The sequence below is a fragment of the Flavobacterium sp. GSP27 genome, assembly GCF_003970395.1.
Classification (GTDB): Bacteria; Bacteroidota; Bacteroidia; order Flavobacteriales; family Flavobacteriaceae; genus Flavobacterium.
In genome coordinates, this window is sequence record NZ_RYDP01000009.1 from 99,628 (window position 1) to 117,748 (window position 18,121).

Sequence of the window (18,121 nt, forward strand, 5' to 3'; positions counted from 1 at the left end):
CAATGTAATAATGAATTTGGTAAATTGAACAATGACTTAAAGTCACGACTATTGTTTTATTCGTAAGATGTTTTTATATAAATACTTTCACACAGTTTGAAACTGCATGCTTTTCAGTTGTTCTAAATAATCTCTTTGGTTAGAAAGTCTTGGAATTTTGTGTTGTCCACCTAGTTTGTCACGATCTTTTAGCCAGTCGTAAAATAAATTTTTTCGTGCTACATTGATCACAAGCGGATTCAAAGTCATATTGTTATAGCGTTTGGCTTCGTAATCTGAATTTAAGGATTGTATAGATTCATCTAGTGCTTTCTGGAATTGTGATACATCAGCAGGAGGGTTTTTAAATTCAATCATCCATTCGTGAGCACCTTTTTCTTTGCCTTCCATAAATATAGGCGCAACGGTGTAATCAACCACTTCCGTCTGGGTTAGTTTGCACGCTTTGGCAATAGCCTGATCTGTGTTTTCAACCATCAATTCTTCGCCAAAAACATTAATGTGATGCTTGGTTCTTCCCGTTACCCGAATTCGGTATGGATTCAATGAGGTGAAACGAACAGTATCACCAATCAAATAGCGCCACAAACCAGAATTGGTGGTAATGACCAAAGCATAATTTTTGAACAATTCCACATCTGCTAATCGAATAACTTTTTGATCCGGAGTCCCAAAAGTATCCATTGGGATGAATTCATAGAAAATTCCGTAATCCAACATCAATAATAAATCACTGGAATTATTTAAATCCTGAATGGCAAAAAAACCTTCGGAAGCATTGTATATTTCGTAATATTTAAACTCTTTTTTCGGCAGTATTTTTTGGTATTGTTCCCGGTATGGTTCAAAATTTACACCACCGTGAAAGTAAACTTCCAAATTTGGCCAAATTTCAAATAGATTTCCTTTTCCGGTTTCTTCGAGCATTTTATTCATTAAAACCAGCATCCAGGAAGGAACTCCGGCAAAACTGGTTACATTTTCGTTTTTTGTTTCGTTTATAATGGCAGCAATTTTAGTTTCCCATTCGCTCATCAAGGAAATTTTGTTGCTCGGGGTACTGCTATATTCAGCCCAAATAGGCATGTTTTCGATTAATATCGCAGATAAATCTCCAAAGAACGTATTGTTGTCTTCATAGATTTGAGAGCTTCCGCCAAGACGCAGGCTTTTTCCAAGAAACAGTTCTGAATCTTCATTATTATTCAAATACAAGCACAACAAATCCTTAGTGCCTTTATAATGACATCCTTCCAGGGCCTCGTTGCTTACGGGTATGAATTTGCTTTTGGCATTTGTGGTTCCACTGGATTTGGCAAACCATTTTATCGGTGTTTCCCAAAAAACATTCTGCTCACATTTACGGGTTCTTTCAATCAATGGTTGTAATTCTTCGTAAGTAGAGATCGGAATTCTATCGGCAAAAGTGGCATAGGAATGAATCGAAGCATAATCATATTGTTTGCCTAAAACAGTATTTTTAGATGACTGAATTAAATTCATGAGCAATTCTTCCTGAACCTCGTTTGGATATTTCAAGAAAAGTTCGATCTGATGGATTCTTTGTTTGAGAACCCAAGAGGCAAACGAATTGATTATGGTTAGTGGCATTTTTAAATTATGAATTATGAATTATGAGTTATAACTTTACCAAAAATAACAAAATTTGTTTAACTAGATGTGTTAAACGGGAAACTTTAATCACAATGACATACGAAGGTGTACTTACAAAAATGCAAACTGAATTTGGAAATCCAATTCAATATTACTTGGTTTTTGAGAATAGTTTTTTAAACGTGAATCAGTTGCTGAATAAAGAACTGGAAATCAATTTTGTGGGATATCAATGTTTGAATTGTGGCAAGAAGAAAAAAATATTCCGTCAGGGATTTTGTTATGATTGTTTCTATTCCAGTGCAGCTGTTGGCGATTGGATTATGAAACCGGAATTAAGCACTGCCCATCTTGGAATTCAGGATCGGGATTTAGCGTATGAAGAAAAAGTACAATTGCAACCGCATATTGTGTATCTGGCTTTGTCCAGCGAAGTCAAAGTAGGTGTTACCCGCAAGTCGCAAGTGCCAACCCGATGGATTGATCAGGGCGCAACCCAAGCCATTTCTATTGTAGAAGTCCCTAATAGATACTTAGCAGGAATTACGGAGGTAGCATTGAAAAATTATTATGCCGATAAAACCAATTGGAGAAAAATGCTGACTAACAATGTGGAGCAAATTGACTTAATCGCAGAACGATTGAAGGTTGAGAATCTTATTCCAACCGAAGTTCAGGAATATTTTTATTCGCAAAAAAACGATTTGTATGAGATGCACTTCCCCGTTTTGCAGTATCCAAATAAGGTAAACAGTTTGAGCTTAGATAAAACACCACAGTTTCAGGGGAAGCTTACCGGAATAAAAGGGCAATATTTACTTTTTGAAGACGGAACCGTTTTTAATGTCCGTGGTTCCGAAGGGTATATGGTTACAATTGCGGTTTAAGTAATATAATTTTGGGCGTATCCTTTTTTAAAATAAAAATTTTAAAAAAAGGTCAGGCTGTCCGCTGTATCTTTTACTCCGCTGCGCTTCATAAAAGGATGCCGCTACCATCCTTTACGCACGTACAGCTACACGAAAACATCATGGAGACAAATCACAAACCCAATATTGCTAGCCAAGAAAAGAGGAATTTCATCACCTAAAATCCTCTTTATTATATTTTGTAAAGTTACTTTAGTTTACTTTTGTCGTATCTACTGCTTTACTTTTCTTATTAAAAAATCCGTTTAATAATGCTGCGACCTTAGATTTTACTTCTTCCTTAGTTACCGGAATTTTAGGAGTGGCCGTTTTTGTCGTGTCTCCTGGCTTTTTGTTTTTATTGATGTAATCCGTCAAAGCAGACGTTCCTTGTTTTACCAGTCTGTCTTTTTGTTGGTTTACGAGTTGAGTGGTCAATTTAGCTACCGCACTGTTGATGTCCGTTGTGATTTTTGGATTTGTAAAATTACCCACCAATACAGCATTTATCGGAAAGCTTTCTAATTTTGCCGCATCTGCAGCAGATAATTTTGCTATTAAAGCATTGGCCTCTGAACCTAAATATTTAGCGGGAACATCAAATTTTAAATTATAATTCATGCTTTGGTCAAAACCGTGCGTTCCTCCAATGGTTGCCTTGATGTCTTTGTACTTGATATCAAAAGGTTTTACATTTACTTTTCCATCTTTGAACGTAACTGCCGCTTTCAAATCATTTAAATTGATTTTACTGACGTCAATGAATTTCAAGTTAGCACCTAAAGCGGTCAGCAAAGTCGAATTAGTTGAGTTTACAGTCGTGGAAAGCAGTTGTCCTAGTAAATCTCCAGTAAGGGTTTTCAAGTCAGGAGTCAGTGCTGTTGCATCAAGATTCCCGTTCAATTTGATGCTTGAATTTAATTTCCCGTTGATGATTCCGGAAATTGGAGCAATTTTTTTCAACAGATCCAGTTGGTTGAAGGATTGCGCAATATCGACTTGATTTAATTTTAAATCCATATTAAAAACCGGTGTTTTTCCTTTTGTGGAAACAGCTCCATTCACCGCAATAGTTCCCCCAAAAATAGATGTTTTTACATTTTCTAAAGTCACTTTTTCATCTTTCACAATCAGTTTTCCCGAAACATCTTTCAGAGTCAGATTATCATATAGCACCGTAGTCGCTTTTGCGGTAAGCGTACAATTTAAGAAAGCAGGAATCTTCATGGCATCTGCCTTTTTAGTTTTAGTTTTAGTCGTTTTACCAGTTGTCATAAAATCGTCAATGGCCAATTGTTTAGAATTCATATAAAAGTTTCCTTTCAATTCTTGATTTCTAAATATAAATCCGTAAAAGTTTTCTAATACCCCCGTTACACTAATGTCGCTTTTTCCGGTAGTCGCATTCAGTTCTTTCAAATTGACTTGACTAGGATTAAATTGGATCAAGGCATTGCTGATGTTCATGGTTTTGCCGTTTTCATCCGCATAATTAAAACCCGATACACTCATGGTTCCCGCATTTTTAATGTTTTCATATTGACTTTTCTCTACTGATTGCATATCAAATTTTGTAGTCACATCAGCCTTTAAAATCCCGGATAATGGCTTATCGAGTTTTATAGGATACGCTTTAGAAAGATTGGACAAATTGATAGTTCCTTTTAACATGGCATCAACTAGTGCGTTTTGAGTAATGTTTTTGATGTTGGCTTTGGCATTAAAAACATCTTGATCTATCTTGAAAGAAAGTTGGTCAATATTGACATACGTGTCATTTAAAATTCCGGTTTCATTGGTGATTTTTGTGTCAATAATGATGTTTTGAACCGTTTTTGGTAAGTCAGGGTATTTAAAGGAAGCATTATGGGAAGCGATTTCTATATTAAATTTTGGCACTGTTGTGTCAGAATACAAACCTTTTGCAAAACCTGCCACAGTAAAATCACCGGTTGTTTTTACGTTGTCTAAGCGTGAGGCATAGGCTGCAGGAATTATTCCCAAGAAATTTTTGAAGGAGGAAGTAGGTGTTTTAAATTTCAAATCATACTGCTGACCGGTTTCGACCATTTGAATAAATCCATCAAATTCCAGCGGCAATTGGTTGATTAACGCTTTATTTTCTTTGAAGGTGTATTTACTTTTTTCTAAATCGATTCCCAAAACGGCGTCCAGAGTCAAAGCAACATTTTTCATGTAATTGACTTGTTCCATATCCAGCGATATTTTTGCAGTAGATTTGGTTACCAAATCTAATTTTTGGGCTGCAAAATCTCCAGTTCCTTCGTGGTTCAAACTGTCGACAATCATTTTTATTTTTGAACTTTCGTCAAAATAACGAAACTTGAAATTTTCGATTTTATACTCTTGGATTTTTAAGGATAACGGACTGCTTGTTCCATCGGCTGCCGTTTTTTTCTCTTTCAATGCAATGTCATAATTCCCTAGTCCGTCTTTATTGAAAATGATATTTATTAATCCGTTTTTCGAAGTGATTCCGTCAATAACTATCGCTTCATTTTTGTCTTTAAAAAGTTCCTTAATAGACATTTTTAAATTCAATTCGCCCAGTGATAGCAATGTATCGCCTTCAAAAGGAGCTTTGTTTATGATGACTAGTTTTTCCAGTGTTACATTTGCATTAGGAAAATTTTTGAATAAGCTTAAGTCCGCTTCCGCAAAGGTGACTTTGGCATCTACTTTTTCATTGATGACTTGAGAAATTTTGGCTTTTATTTGGTCTTTAAACAGAAAAGGAGCTGCAAATAAAGTCAAGACGAGCAGGATAACGAGTATTCCGATGATTTTTAAAACTTTCTTTAGCATGATTTGAATGTCTTTAGATTTATATCTTTGGCAAAAATGGTGCCTTGTATTCCTTTACAAAAATAGTATTTTTAGGACAGTGTAACTTTTATGGTGTTTTTATAAACAATACTTTAACTATATTGTATGAAAAAATCCGTTTAAGCAAATGCAAAAACGGATTTAATAGCAGCTTTATCTTTTTCTTTAATGCATGTTAATTTCAAACGGCATTAAGGCTTGAACGCCTTTTTGCATTTGTATTTTTTTAATTTCCTGCATAATACGATAATTTTCTTCCCCTATTTCTTCTTTTATAAAATCTGCTTTCGATTTTGCAAAAGGAAGATTTGCTAAAAGATCATCAAAGTTTTTCTCGTATTCTGGATAATTTTGAGTGCTGTAATTTTTTGTTTTCCCCAAGGAAGCCGCTTTCGCAATAGCATCGTCTAATCCTCCAATTTTATCTACGAGTCCAATTTTCAAGGCTTCTGAACCTGTCCAAACTCTACCTTGCGCAATAGCATCTACTTGTGCAAATGTCATCTTGCGTCCTTCAGCCACATGGGTTACAAAAGTTTTGTAAATGTGTTCCACACCTTCCAGCGTAACTGCTTTGAAGTTTTCATCAATGGGAACAAAAGGACTGTAATTGGCGGAATTTTCATGTGTTTTAACCTGTTCCGTATATATTCCTATTTTAGTGGCTAATGGCGTAAAGTTTGGCAATATTCCAAAAACACCAATGGAACCAGTGATTGTGTTTGCTTCAGCAAATATAGTGTTGGCATTACACGCAATATAATACCCGCCTGAAGCCGCATAATTACCCATAGAAACGACTACGGGTTTTACTTTTTTAGTCAGTTCAATCTCTCTCCAGATCAAATCTGAGGTCAAAGCACTTCCGCCCGGACTGTCAATGCGAAGTACAATTGCCTTTACATTTTTGTTTTTTCGAGCTTCTTGTAACGAGCGACGCATTGAACCTTCACCAATCACATTGACATCTCCTTCTCCGCCCATAATTTCTCCTTGGGCATAAATAATGGCAATTTCATCCGTGCTGTCAGAACTTTGGGAAGTGGTAGCAATTTTCTGTGCATAATCAATTACAGATACTTTGTTGTATTCCTTATCTGTAGTTACATTAAGCACTTTTCGTATGGCATTATGGTACACATCTTCATAAGCAATGATATCTACTAATTTTTGGTTTTTTGCCATTTCCGGAGTTCTTGCAAGAAGTCCGTTGGCAATTTCATTTAATTTAGCCACAGAGATGTTTCTGCTTTTAGCAATGTCAGTGGTGATGGAGTTCCAAACAGAATTCAGTAAAGCTGTCGTTTGTTCTCTATTGGCATCACTCATTTTATTTTCTAAAAACGGCTCCACAGCACTTTTGTATTTTCCATGGCGGATTACTTCCATTTTTAGCCCTGATTTTTCCTGAAAGTCTTTAAAAAACATAAGTTCAGCAGAAAGTCCTTTGAAATCCATATCTCCCACAGGATTTATATAAATGGGACTGGCCACAGAATTTAAGTAATATTCTTTTTGCGAATAGGAGTTGGCGTAAGCCATGACGAATTTTCCTGATTTTTTAAAGTGTTCCAAAGCATCTCTCAAGGCCTTACTTTGAGCCATTCCTAGCGATGAAACATTGTTCAATATAGAAATTCCTTTGATATCATCATCCGTTTCAGCCGCTTCAACGGCATTGATAATATCAGATAAACCTACTTTTTTGTTTTCTGAAAAAATAGTCATCCACGGATCTTTGTATTTCCCGGCATAATCATTCTGTATGTCTTCTAAATTCAGTTCAATAACAGAATTGTCTTTTATCGTAACGCCTTCAGATTCACCGCCAAAAATGGCTCCAACAAGGATTATTCCAAAAAAGAATAACATGAAGAAAACAAAAATACCTATAATAGTCGCTAATACATTTCCTAAAAATTTCATAATTATATTTTTTTTATAAGTCGTACAAAACATTGAAATGTTACAAGCCGTGGGGGAAAATCCCAAGTTTGATTAGCAACACCGGATACAAATATATTGCTAATTCTAAAATTCTTTAGTTAATTTGCATCTAATTATGAAATCACAGCATCAGGTCATTTTATCGATAGGAAGTAATCAGGGGAATCGATTGGAAAATATCGAACATTGTTTACAAGTAATACATCAGGAAATAGGGACGGTAATCAAAGTTTCTAAATTATATGAAACTCCTGCTTGGGGTTTTGAAAGTGATGCTTTTTATAATTGTGCATTGGTTTTGCATACTTTTAATTCGGCTCATAAAGTGCTAACACAGATTTTAAAAATGGAAAAACGATTGGGACGTTTGCGAACAAAGGCGCAGGGGTATCAATCACGAACAATTGATGTAGATATGATTGCTTTCGACTCGGAAGTTATTACTACTGAAAAACTCCAAATTCCACATCCCTTAATGCAGAATAGGAATTTTGTGTTGTTACCCGTGCAGGACTTAAATTTAGATTGGAAGCATCCCATTCTTCAAAAAAATATTTCGGAATTATTGGCTTTGTCTCCAGATGAAAGTGTTTGTACAGTCGTTCAGAATTTAGTGAATCCTTTGCAGAATGTTCCGTTGGAGCAATTTAATTATGTTGCTTTTGAAGGGAATATCGGAGCAGGAAAAACAACTTTGGCTACTAAAATTTCTGAGGATTTTAATGCAAAAACAGTATTGGAACGTTTTGCAGATAATCCTTTCTTACCTAAATTTTACAAAGATCAAAACCGGTATGCGTTTCCACTTGAAATGTCATTTCTTGCAGATAGATACCAGCAATTATCAGATGACTTAGCACAATTTGATTTGTTTAAAGACTTTCTGGTTGCCGATTATCATATCTTTAAATCGTTGATTTTTGCCAAAATAACATTGGCCGAGGACGAATACCGCCTGTATCGCAATCTTTTTGATATCATTTACAGAGAAATGCCAAAACCGGACTTGTATATTTATTTGTATCAAAATTCCGAAAGGCTGTTACAAAATATTAAGAAACGCGGCAGAAGCTACGAACAAAAAATCCCGGCTGAATATTTGGATAAAATCAACAGTGGTTATCTGGATTACATTAAATCCCAAACCGATTTGAATGTGCTGATTATTGATGTTTCTGATCGGGATTTCGTAAAAAATCAAGCAGATTATTTGTTTATTTTAGATCAAATTCAACAAAAAATCAAGCAGTAGTGCCCACTATTTCGCGAAATCAGCAGGACTAGACGGATTATCTCTTTAAAGAAAAATGACCTCTTTTTTCAGGACTGTTTGCGTCAATTTTTAATACATACCAATAATCGTCAGCGGGTAAAAGATTTTTATTAAAAGTCCCGTCCCAAGAGGGTTTCGTTGAATTTAATTTGGTGATCAACTTTCCATACCGATCAAAGATGGTTACTTCTGCTTCAGGATAATTGACCAATCCTTTTATTTCCCATACATCATTGTGGGAATCATTGTTTGGTGTAAAAAATTTTGGAGTAATTAATACTATAAAAGCTTTACGGTCAGTTCCGCATGAATTTACTTCTCTAACATAAGCAGTTTGCAAACCGCTCGCTACATTAAAAAACACATTTGAACTTTGATAATCAATTCCATCAACGGAATATTCAAAATAATCTTTTGGATTTTTCAAATAAATTACAACCGTGGTTTCATTGACGTCAATTCTATCGATGTCTGGAGCATCATGCGCTATAACAGTAATTTTTTTGGTACTGCTACAGTTGGCATTATTTGTTATGTCTACACTATAGACGCCTGGAGTAGTGACCACAATTGTCTTCGTAGTTTCGCCGGTTGACCATAAATACTTGAGGTCAGGAATTTGTGCGTCAAGGGTTAAACTGCCGGATTCACAAAGTATTAATTCTTCGTCCATAACTATTGGAGGATCGTAAATCATGATTTCAACAGCAATCCGTCTACCGTTCGAACATCCGTTATTTATGGCTTCTGCGTAATAGGTTGTGTTTTCTGAAACGGTAGTTGTAAACTGCATTCCGGTAGTCACAAGGCTTCCTCCGGTTTGGGCTAAATACCAATTTACGGTACTATCGGGTGTGTTTGTAGTAGCTTTTAATGTGGTTGGGCCTGCACCGCATCTTGTCACGGGGGTATTGGTCGATGTTATAGTAGGAATTGTGTTTATGGTAGCAGTAACTGCCGTTCTGTTTGTAGGGCATTCAGCAGCAACGTAATAGGTTGTTGTTGTGTCTAAAAAAGGAGTTGTGTATGCATTACCCGTGTGTAATAAGTTCCCATTACTTGCCGTATCGTACCAATTAACGGTTCCTGCAGTTGCGATTGCTTGTAATGTAACGGTTCCTGAACCACATCTCCAGGCAGGAGTGGTGCCTGAGATTTGAGAGGTGGTTATTGTGGTACTGGCTGAAATTTGAAGAATTGGGTCGTCAGGCATTCCGCCGTATTCAACTATGTAACCATTAGGGTAGTAGTTCCCTGGTGGATCTCCTTGTTCCGGAAGATCGTTCCAAGTCCCTGGGTTTCCTACTGCCGAAGAAGTTATGTGAGCGTAATCTTCATTATTTCTGGAGTCATTTGGTTCGTTAGGTGAGTTCCAATTGGCATAATAAAAAGGAGCTGTTGTTGTTCCGTTATTTTTTCCCATCCAGAAAGTAGTTCCTGCTTCTGGTCCAGTAACCCATTTCCATGTTCCTTCAGTTTCGGCATCACTTCCGCCAATCCATCCTGTTCCTGGTGCTTGAGCTCCGGCTAATTGTGCTTCATCAGCGACTGTTAAAGTGGCTAAATAACCTTGTAGGCCATAATATCTTTTGACTGCGGCTTCATTTCGGGCTCTTGTCCAATTAATGCCAGAAGAAGCAACATATTCATAATAATGACCATTGCTGGGCAAGTAACTAAGTTGTCCTGTTCCTAAGCTGATTGAAAAAGTCCTATTTCCTGATGGAGAAGTATTGTTATTGTAGAATTTAATATCTTTGATTGCAGCTTCAAAATCAGCATAAGGAATTTTGCCTCCAGTTGTGCTTGACAATTTCAGCATTCCTTCTGATACAATCCAATTGTATGAAACAGATGGGTGAGAACCTGTTAGCGTTAATAAATCTCCAGCAGTATACCCAGAAGAAATTTGAATTGTAACAGCATCAGTAGTTGGTTCATCGGGGTCAAAACTAATATTTATTGTTTTTACAATATTTAATGAGGTTCCTGGACAATAAATTTGATTTCCTGTTGCTTTAATTACAGGGGGATCAATTGCATAAGCTGTCTTTGTTATGAAAAGTGAAAGTGCTAGAATTATTTTAAAAAAAACAGTTGTTTTCATTCTATAAAAGTACTAATTTTCTATTTTGGCCAATTCATTTTTTGAAATAAATCCCAAACCACAATGCCGGCACTTACGGAAATATTCAAAGAATGTTTGGTGCCTAGTTGTGGGATTTCGATGGAGCCATCGCATAATGCAACCGCTTCCTGTGAAACTCCGTAGACTTCGTTCCCAAAAACCAAAGCATATTTCACTCCTTTTTTAACTTTAAAATTTTGAAGAAAAACGGCACTTTGTACTTGTTCTATAGCTAGCGTGATAACGCCTTCTGTTTTTAATTTTTCGATAACTTCAAGAACATTATCCTGATGTTGCCAAGTTACTGTTTCAGTAGCACCAAGGGCTGTTTTATGGATTTCCTTGTGTGGCGGTGTGGCGGTGATGCCACATAAAAATATTTTCTCGACTAAAAAGGCATCGGCAGTTCTAAAAACAGAGCCAATATTATGCAGGCTTCGAATGTCATCTAATACCAAAATAAGGGGTGTTTTTTCAGATTGTTTAAAACCCTCAACGGATTTTCGATCCAGTTCACTATTTTCGAGTTTTCTCATGTGTGTAAAGTATTCAAAAAAAAAGCTTCCGAAATGAATGGAAGCTTTTTTATGTATTCGTTAAAATTTTAGCTTTTTGCAGGTTGTGCTGCTAAAACGTTTCCTTTTATCGTCAATGTTTTATTAGGAACAGTAGCATTTGTTGTCAACGTAACGGTTTTTGTAAATGCCTGACCTGCTCTTGAAGTATCATATTTTACTCCAATAACTCCTTTTGCACCCGGGGCGATTGGCTCTTTTGGATACGTTGGCACGGTGCAACCACAAGAACCTTGAGCATTAGTTATGATTAAGGGTTTGTTACCGTTGTTAGTGAATACAAATTCACGGCGGCCCTCAGCGTTGTGTGCTATAGTACCATAATCAATGGTTTCAGTTACAAAAACCATTCCTGCTCCATTTACTTTGGCAAGTGTGGCGCTAGTCGCTTTTATCTTTTTTGATGTTTCTTGTGCATTAGAAGTCGTTACTCCTAAAACCACTAGTAAAGCGAAGGTAATTATTTTTTTCATGTGTGTTTCAATTTAATAGAGTCACAAATCTAAAAAAAATAAATAAATTAGGCCTTAAATATTTCTTAAAAAAAAGGTTAATTTTTTAAGGAGGTTATTTATTTGCTTTAAAATCTATAAATTCGCTGATATTTTTTCATTTTTAAACACAAATACAATTGGCATCTAAAGATAAAGAAGTTAAAGAAACTCCGTTAATGAAACAGTACAACGAGATCAAAAGGAAGTATCCGGATGCGTGCTTGTTGTTTCGTGTTGGGGATTTTTATGAGACATTTGGGGAGGATGCTGTTCGTGCCTCTAAAATATTAGGAATTGTATTGACCAAGCGTGGAGCGGGCTCTGAAACCGAGACGGCTCTTGCCGGTTTTCCGCACCATTCCTTGAATACCTATTTGCCAAAATTAGTAAAAGCAGGACTTCGTGTAGCGATATGTGATCAGCTCGAAGATCCAAAACTGACTAAAACCATCGTGAAACGTGGCGTGACTGAACTTGTAACTCCCGGTGTTTCCATGAATGATGAGGTTTTACAGTCTAAAACGAATAATTTTTTAGCAGCTGTTTTTTTTGCCAATAAATCGATAGGGATTTCATTTCTGGATGTGTCTACCGGTGAATTTTTGACGGCACAAGGCAATGCGGAATATATTGACAAACTCTTACAGAATTTTAATCCCAGTGAGGTTCTGATTCCAAAAAATAATAAAAATGATTTTCGGGAGATTTTCGGAGATGACTATCATAGTTTTTATCTGGAGGATTGGATTTACAAAGAAGACTATGCATTCGAGACCTTAACCAAGCATTTTCAAACGGTGTCTTTGAAAGGATTTGGAATCGAAGACCTGAAAGAAGGAATTATTGCTTCAGGAGCGATTTTATATTATTTATCCGAGACGCAGCACAATCGGGTGCAGCATATCACCTCGATTCAACGCATTGCCGAAGATGCTTATGTCTGGATGGATCGTTTTACGATTCGCAATCTGGAATTATACCATAGTTACAATCCCAATGCGGTGACATTGCTAGATGTTATTGATAAAACGCTTTCACCAATGGGGGGACGTTTGTTGAAACGTTGGTTGGCATTGCCATTGAAAGACAGTGCTAAAATAAAAAGTAGACATGAAGTAGTTTCGTATCTAAAAGACAATCAGGACGTCCTGAAAAACATCCAAAATCAAATCAAGCAAATTTCTGATTTGGAACGTTTGATTTCGAAAATTGCCGCCGGAAAAGTCTCGCCTCGCGAGGTTGTGTATCTAAAAGAATCATTAGATGCGATTATTCCAATAAAAACCTTGGCGCTGGAAAGCCCGCAGGAAGCTGTAAAAGTAATTGGTGATAGTTTGCACAACTGTGAATTGTTGCGTGAAAAGATAAAAACGATTCTCAATCAAGATGCTCCTGTGGCTATTGCCAAAGGGAATGCGATTGCCAAAGGGGTCAATGCAGAGTTAGATGATTTGCGGGCAATATCAACTTCCGGAAAGGAATTTTTGGACGGAATCGAAAAACGCGAATCACAGTTGACAGGAATTTCCTCGTTGAAAATATCTTTTAACAACGTTTTTGGTTATTATATTGAAGTACGAAACCTGCATAAGGATAAAGTTCCTGCGGAATGGATTCGGAAACAAACTTTAGTTAACGCGGAGCGCTACATTACGGAAGAATTAAAAGAGTACGAAACCAAAATACTCGGTGCCGAAGAGAAAATCCATAAGATAGAAGTAGAATTATTTGAACAATTGGTGAGTTGGATTGCCACGTATATAAAACCCGTTCAAATGAATGCTAATTTAGTAGCGCAACTGGATTGTTTATGTTCTTTTACGCAATTGGCTATCGAAAATAAATATGTTTGTCCGGAACTGGACGAAACATTCGAACTGGAAATCAAAAACGGAAGGCATCCTGTTATCGAAAAACAATTACCACTTGGCATGCCTTATATTGCTAATGATGTTTTCTTGGATAGAGAAACGCAGCAACTGATTATGATTACGGGTCCAAATATGTCTGGAAAGTCAGCCATTTTACGTCAAACCGCTTTGATTGTACTCTTGTGTCAAATGGGGAGTTTTGTCCCTGCAGACAGCGTGAGAATGGGAATTGTCGATAAGATATTCACTAGAGTAGGAGCAAGTGATAATATTTCGATGGGAGAATCTACTTTTATGGTCGAAATGAATGAAACAGCTTCCATTTTGAATAACATTTCGGATAGGAGTTTAGTCCTTTTGGACGAAATTGGGAGAGGAACGAGTACGTATGACGGTATTTCAATCGCCTGGGCAATTGCGGAGTTCTTACACGAACATCCTTCAAAACCCAAAACATTATTTGCAACGCATTATCACGAGTTGAATGAAATGAGTGAATCACTGCCAAGAATTCAGAATTATAATGTTGCTGTCAAAGAATTGAAAGATACCGTGCTTTTTATTCGAAAATTAGTAAAAGGAGGAAGTGCTCATAGTTTTGGAATACATGTGGCAAAAATGGCCGGAATGCCTCAAATCGTTATTTTGAAAGCACAGAAGCTTTTAAAGAAGTTAGAAAAGAATCATTCCAGCGATGCACTGAACGGGATTAAAGCTGCAAAAGATGGCTCGAGCCTGAAAGGCGAACAGGCGGAGCAAATGCAAATGAGTTTCTTTAATCTGGATGATCCTTTATTGGAAGAAATTAAAGAAGAGATCCTAAATCTCGATATCAATACCATTACGCCTATGGAAGCGCTGATGAAACTCAATGAAATTAAAAGAATGCTGACTAGAAAATGATTTTATTTGTTTTAAAGTTTAGGTTATCAGAACGTTAACTTTAATCTGTGAATTTTTCATAAAAAAGGCTTGTGTAATTCAATAAATGTCTTAAATTTGCATCCGCAATACAGAACAAGTATCGCGGTTCTTTCTAAGAATTGAAAATGCGAAAATAGCTCAGTTGGTAGAGCGCGACCTTGCCAAGGTCGAGGTCGCGGGTTCGAGCCCCGTTTTTCGCTCGACACCACATAATGCTCGGATGGTGAAATTGGTAGACACGCTGGACTTAAAATCCAGTGAACAGCAATGTTCGTGCGGGTTCAAGTCCCGCTCTGAGTACTAAACCGCTTCAACTGAAGCGGTTTTTTTTTGTTTTATGGTTTTTAATAAAACTAAATCTGTTGGAACCAATGTCAACTCCTTGCTTTTTCGTGATTCATAATTTGAATTTTTGTTATTTTAATAAACTATGGGAGCTTTCGTAATAAGTAAACGATATAATGACGAATATAAATTTGTTTTTACTTCCAGAAAGGGGAAAATAGTTTTTACAAGTTTGAGTTATGAACTGAAATTTGAGTGTGAAGAAGATATTGAAAAATTTAAAGCAGCAATTGAAACTGCTGACTTTTTAAAATTTAAGTCTTCCGGTGGGAAGTTCTATTTCAAATTGATAGTAAGTGGTAATCATTTTGCAACAAGTAGAAAATATACCACATCGTTGCGTTTGCAAAAAGGAATTGATGAAATTGTTCGATATGGGGCAAATTCAGAGGTATTAGATTTCTCTGGAAATGATTTTGTGTTTGTTGATTAAACCTTTTAAATGATGTTATAAAGAAGGTCTTGACTAATTTGTTAGGACTCTCTTTTTGTTATCCTACAGATCAATAATTGAATCTTGGAATAAAGCCTAAATTAATTTAAAATATTTTTAAAATAAAACAAAAAAAAGCCGCGCAATGCGCAGCTTATTTTTCAGTGTAATTTTAAAAATTACTTAACTTCAGTAGCAGTTGCAGCAGAATCAACAACAACAGCAGCAGAGTCAACAACAACAGCAGCAGAATCAACTACCATAGCAGCAGAATCAACAACAACAGCAGCCTCTTCAGCAGGAGCGTCAGCTTTTTTACATGATACAACAGTCAAAACAGCAACAGCAGCTAAACTTAAAAATACTTTTTTCATCTTAATTTAATATAAAAGGTTAATTATTAATTCGTGGCAAAGATATAAATTTTTTAATATGTAAAATATTTTTTTATTTTTTTTTTAAAAAATATTATTTTTTATGCACGCTAGGATAAAAAGCAAATAGTGTGCCAGTCAAAGTAAATATTTAAGAAACGTTTAATATTGGTGCTATACTCTCGTTTTTTTTGCTATTTTTATTTTAAGTTTTTCTTTTTCAAGGAGTTGGTTTTCTTGGGGTGAACTAATTTTAATTCGGTGATTAAATTTTTTGCACCTGCGTATTTATCGATAATGAACAAAACATAGCGGATGTCCACCATGATATTTCTGCAGATACTGGGGTCGTAATAGAGGTCGCTCATTGTTCCTTCCCAGACCCGGTCAAAATTAAGTCCTACTAAGTTTCCGGAAGCATCAATCGCAGGGCTTCCTGAATTGCCCCCGGTAGTATGATTGGTGCCAATAAAGCAAACTGGCATTTTACCATTTTCGCTGTACGGGCCATAATCTTTTGTGTTGTAGAGGTTCACTAGTTTTTCAGGAACATCAAATTCATAATCTCCCGGAATGTATTTTTCCATAACGCCATCTAAATAGGTTATTGGAGTGTATACAGTAGCATCTTTAGGCTCATATCCTTTTACTTTTCCATAGGTTATTCTCAAAGTACTGTTGGCATCTGGAAAAATCCTGCTATCCGTGTTTAATTCTAACAGCGCTTTCATGTAAGTACGTTGCAGTGCTGTAATCTTCACGTTGATTTCGTCATATTTTGGAGCTACTTCTTTAGCGTATTTATCGGCTATTTCTTTAACTAACAGGAATCCGGGGTCGTTATTTAAATTTGTTAAAACAGTTCCGGCGTCACCTGACAGCAATTCTATTAGGCCGGCATAATTTTGAAGTTTGGATTTAGTATATATTTCCGAGGCCAAATTCCCTGCATTAACGTTGACCAAACTTTGCGGTAAAAATTGTTTTGGAGATTTTGTCGCATACAATTCGATCAATTGTTCAAAAACTTTTTCATCTACAGTTGAATTGAAGTTTTTATAAAAATTAGCCAATCCGGGTATTAAATTATTTTTTCGGTCTGTAAAAGATTGTTCTCCTTTGGCTTTATACACTTGTTCTAATTGGTATAACTTGTATCCAGTACTGAGCAATTCCGTATTGCGCAGAACTACTTCCGTAAAATAGTCTCTTGCTAGCGCATAAGGAGCTATTTCTGTGTAGTTTTTGTCAAAATCAGCCAATACTGTTCCATATTCTTTTTCTTTGCCTGCTTTTGTTATTTTTTGTTGAAACGTTTTCTCAGATTCTCTTTTTACAGTAACTGCATTTGATTTTTTTAATCCTTGTGTCTCGCCAATCCATTTTTTCCAATAATTAGCAGTACTTGCATATTTTGAGGCGTACTGAATTTTGATGGCGTTGTCTTTTCGCATAAAATTATCAGCTATTTTCAGGGCTTTGTCTCTGACTTCGATTTTTGCAGGATTCAGTTCGGTTATAATTTGCTCAATTGCAACAGCGGGTAAATATTCGTTTGTTTTGCCCGGGTATCCAAAAACCAATGTAAAATCATCCTCGGCTACGCCATCCAGTGAAATAGGCAAGAAGTGTTTGGGGGTGTAAGGCACGTTGTCTTTTGAATATGCAGCCGGACGATTGTTTTTATCGGCATAAATTCTAAACAAAGAAAAATCACCAGTGTGACGTGGCCAAACCCAGTTGTCAGTGTCAGAACCAAATTTTCCGATGGCAGTAGGTGGAGCGCCAACCAAGCGCACATCCGTAAAGGTTTCTGTGACAAAAAGCATGTATTGATTGCCTTCGTAAAACGTACGAATTTTATTTTCCTGCCAATTTTCCTTTGGCAACAAATTAGACAATGCCGTAATGTTCTCTTGAATTTTCTTTTGTTTTTCGGCTTCACTACTAAGGGAAGCAGTACCTTCCAGAATCGATGTGGTTACATCCTCAATTTTTACCATAAAAGTAACTGTCAAACCTTCATTTGGTAATTCATCTTCCATTTTGTATGCCCAAAAACCATCTGTCAGATAATCATGGTCAACGGTAGAATGCGATTGAATTTGAGAAAATCCACAATGATGATTGGTCAGGATTAGTCCTTTTGGAGAAATAACTTCAGCGGTACAGCCACCGTTAAAATGAGGTACAGCATCCTTGATGCTGGATTGATTCACATCATAAATGTCTTTGACGGACATTTTCATGCCCAGATTTTTCATTTCAGTTTCATTCATTCCTTTTAGCAACGAAGGAATCCACATGCCGCCTTGCTGGGCTTGCATCTGAATGACAAATAGGACTAAGAATAATTTTAAAAATTTCATAGTATTAAATTTAGAGTGT

At 36.3% G+C, this 18,121-nt stretch carries 12 protein-coding genes and 2 tRNA genes; 6 read left to right on the top strand and 8 right to left on the bottom strand.

The window, feature by feature from the left end; all coding sequences use genetic code 11:
* Window positions 1-87: 87 nt before the first annotated feature.
* A complete protein-coding gene (locus EKM05_RS09610) occupies window positions 88-1,611 on the bottom strand; it encodes a GH3 auxin-responsive promoter family protein (protein WP_126554851.1) in 1,524 nt (507 codons plus the stop codon).
* A 95-nt stretch (window positions 1,612-1,706) separates the two neighbouring features.
* Here EKM05_RS09610 and EKM05_RS09615 point away from each other — a divergent pair, with 95 nt between their 5' ends.
* Window positions 1,707-2,501: a DUF2797 domain-containing protein gene (locus EKM05_RS09615; RefSeq protein ID WP_126451741.1), complete on the top strand. Its 795-nt coding sequence runs from the start codon at window positions 1,707-1,709 to the stop codon at window positions 2,499-2,501.
* A gap of 234 nt (window positions 2,502-2,735) precedes the next feature.
* On the opposite strand, the gene EKM05_RS09620 is transcribed toward EKM05_RS09615, so the two are convergent.
* Window positions 2,736-5,348 carry an AsmA-like C-terminal region-containing protein gene (locus tag EKM05_RS09620; RefSeq protein ID WP_126554853.1) on the bottom strand — a complete coding sequence of 871 codons (2,613 nt, stop codon included), beginning with the start codon at window positions 5,346-5,348 and terminating at the stop codon, window positions 2,736-2,738.
* A gap of 186 nt (window positions 5,349-5,534) precedes the next feature.
* Window positions 5,535-7,295, bottom strand: a complete 1,761-nt coding sequence (sppA, locus tag EKM05_RS09625) for a signal peptide peptidase SppA (RefSeq protein WP_126554855.1) — start codon at window positions 7,293-7,295, stop codon at window positions 5,535-5,537.
* 136 nt (window positions 7,296-7,431) lie between these two features.
* Here sppA and folK point away from each other — a divergent pair, with 136 nt between their 5' ends.
* Entirely contained in the window at window positions 7,432-8,568 is a 1,137-nt protein-coding gene (folK, locus tag EKM05_RS09630) for a 2-amino-4-hydroxy-6-hydroxymethyldihydropteridine diphosphokinase (RefSeq protein ID WP_126554857.1), read from the top strand.
* A 37-nt stretch (window positions 8,569-8,605) separates the two neighbouring features.
* On the opposite strand, the gene EKM05_RS09635 is transcribed toward folK, so the two are convergent.
* From EKM05_RS09635 to EKM05_RS09645, 3 genes are all read right to left on the bottom strand, one after another.
* On the bottom strand, window positions 8,606-10,696 hold the full coding sequence (locus EKM05_RS09635) for a T9SS type B sorting domain-containing protein (RefSeq protein WP_126554859.1): 2,091 nt from the start codon (window positions 10,694-10,696) through the stop codon (window positions 8,606-8,608).
* A 20-nt stretch (window positions 10,697-10,716) separates the two neighbouring features.
* Window positions 10,717-11,253, bottom strand: a complete 537-nt coding sequence (locus EKM05_RS09640; protein WP_126451746.1) for an RNA methyltransferase — start codon at window positions 11,251-11,253, stop codon at window positions 10,717-10,719.
* 68 nt (window positions 11,254-11,321) lie between these two features.
* On the bottom strand, window positions 11,322-11,765 hold the full coding sequence (locus tag EKM05_RS09645) for a DUF1573 domain-containing protein (RefSeq protein ID WP_126554861.1): 444 nt from the start codon (window positions 11,763-11,765) through the stop codon (window positions 11,322-11,324).
* Window positions 11,766-11,923: 158 nt separating this feature from the next.
* Between EKM05_RS09645 and mutS the strand changes: the two genes are divergently transcribed.
* The 4 genes from mutS (at window position 11,924) to EKM05_RS09665 (ending at window position 15,359) form a co-directional block, all read left to right on the top strand.
* Entirely contained in the window at window positions 11,924-14,560 is a 2,637-nt protein-coding gene (gene mutS, locus EKM05_RS09650; RefSeq protein ID WP_199745210.1) for a DNA mismatch repair protein MutS, read from the top strand.
* Between the two features lie 148 nt (window positions 14,561-14,708).
* A tRNA-Gly gene (locus EKM05_RS09655) sits at window positions 14,709-14,781 on the top strand.
* Window positions 14,782-14,795: 14 nt separating this feature from the next.
* Window positions 14,796-14,881, top strand: a tRNA-Leu gene (locus EKM05_RS09660).
* 130 nt (window positions 14,882-15,011) lie between these two features.
* Window positions 15,012-15,359 carry a DUF1508 domain-containing protein gene (locus tag EKM05_RS09665; protein ID WP_126554863.1) on the top strand — a complete coding sequence of 116 codons (348 nt, stop codon included), beginning with the start codon at window positions 15,012-15,014 and terminating at the stop codon, window positions 15,357-15,359.
* A gap of 179 nt (window positions 15,360-15,538) precedes the next feature.
* Here the strand turns inward: EKM05_RS09665 and EKM05_RS09670 are convergent, their stop codons facing one another.
* Window positions 15,539-15,733: a hypothetical protein gene (locus EKM05_RS09670; RefSeq protein WP_126554865.1), complete on the bottom strand. Its 195-nt coding sequence runs from the start codon at window positions 15,731-15,733 to the stop codon at window positions 15,539-15,541.
* Window positions 15,734-15,933: 200 nt separating this feature from the next.
* Window positions 15,934-18,102 (bottom strand): S46 family peptidase, encoded by a 2,169-nt coding sequence (locus EKM05_RS09675; protein ID WP_126554867.1) that lies wholly within the window; start codon window positions 18,100-18,102, stop codon window positions 15,934-15,936.
* Between the last annotated feature and the right edge of the window lie 19 nt (window positions 18,103-18,121).

Bases quoted from the DNA above. Each gene is read 5' to 3' on its own strand.
- EKM05_RS09635 (WP_126554859.1), bottom strand. From the start codon at position 10,696: ATGAAAACAACTGTTTTTTTTAAAATAATTCTAGCACTTTCACTTTTC.
- folK (WP_126554857.1), top strand. From the start codon at position 7,432: ATGAAATCACAGCATCAGGTCATTTTATCGATAGGAAGTAATCAGGGG.
- EKM05_RS09615 (WP_126451741.1), top strand. From the start codon at position 1,707: ATGACATACGAAGGTGTACTTACAAAAATGCAAACTGAATTTGGAAAT.
- sppA (WP_126554855.1), bottom strand. From the start codon at position 7,295: ATGAAATTTTTAGGAAATGTATTAGCGACTATTATAGGTATTTTTGTT.
- EKM05_RS09670 (WP_126554865.1), bottom strand. From the start codon at position 15,733: ATGAAAAAAGTATTTTTAAGTTTAGCTGCTGTTGCTGTTTTGACTGTT.
- EKM05_RS09620 (WP_126554853.1), bottom strand. From the start codon at position 5,348: ATGCTAAAGAAAGTTTTAAAAATCATCGGAATACTCGTTATCCTGCTC.
- EKM05_RS09675 (WP_126554867.1), bottom strand. From the start codon at position 18,102: ATGAAATTTTTAAAATTATTCTTAGTCCTATTTGTCATTCAGATGCAA.
- EKM05_RS09640 (WP_126451746.1), bottom strand. From the start codon at position 11,253: ATGAGAAAACTCGAAAATAGTGAACTGGATCGAAAATCCGTTGAGGGT.
- EKM05_RS09645 (WP_126554861.1), bottom strand. From the start codon at position 11,765: ATGAAAAAAATAATTACCTTCGCTTTACTAGTGGTTTTAGGAGTAACG.
- EKM05_RS09665 (WP_126554863.1), top strand. From the start codon at position 15,012: ATGGGAGCTTTCGTAATAAGTAAACGATATAATGACGAATATAAATTT.
- EKM05_RS09610 (WP_126554851.1), bottom strand. From the start codon at position 1,611: ATGCCACTAACCATAATCAATTCGTTTGCCTCTTGGGTTCTCAAACAA.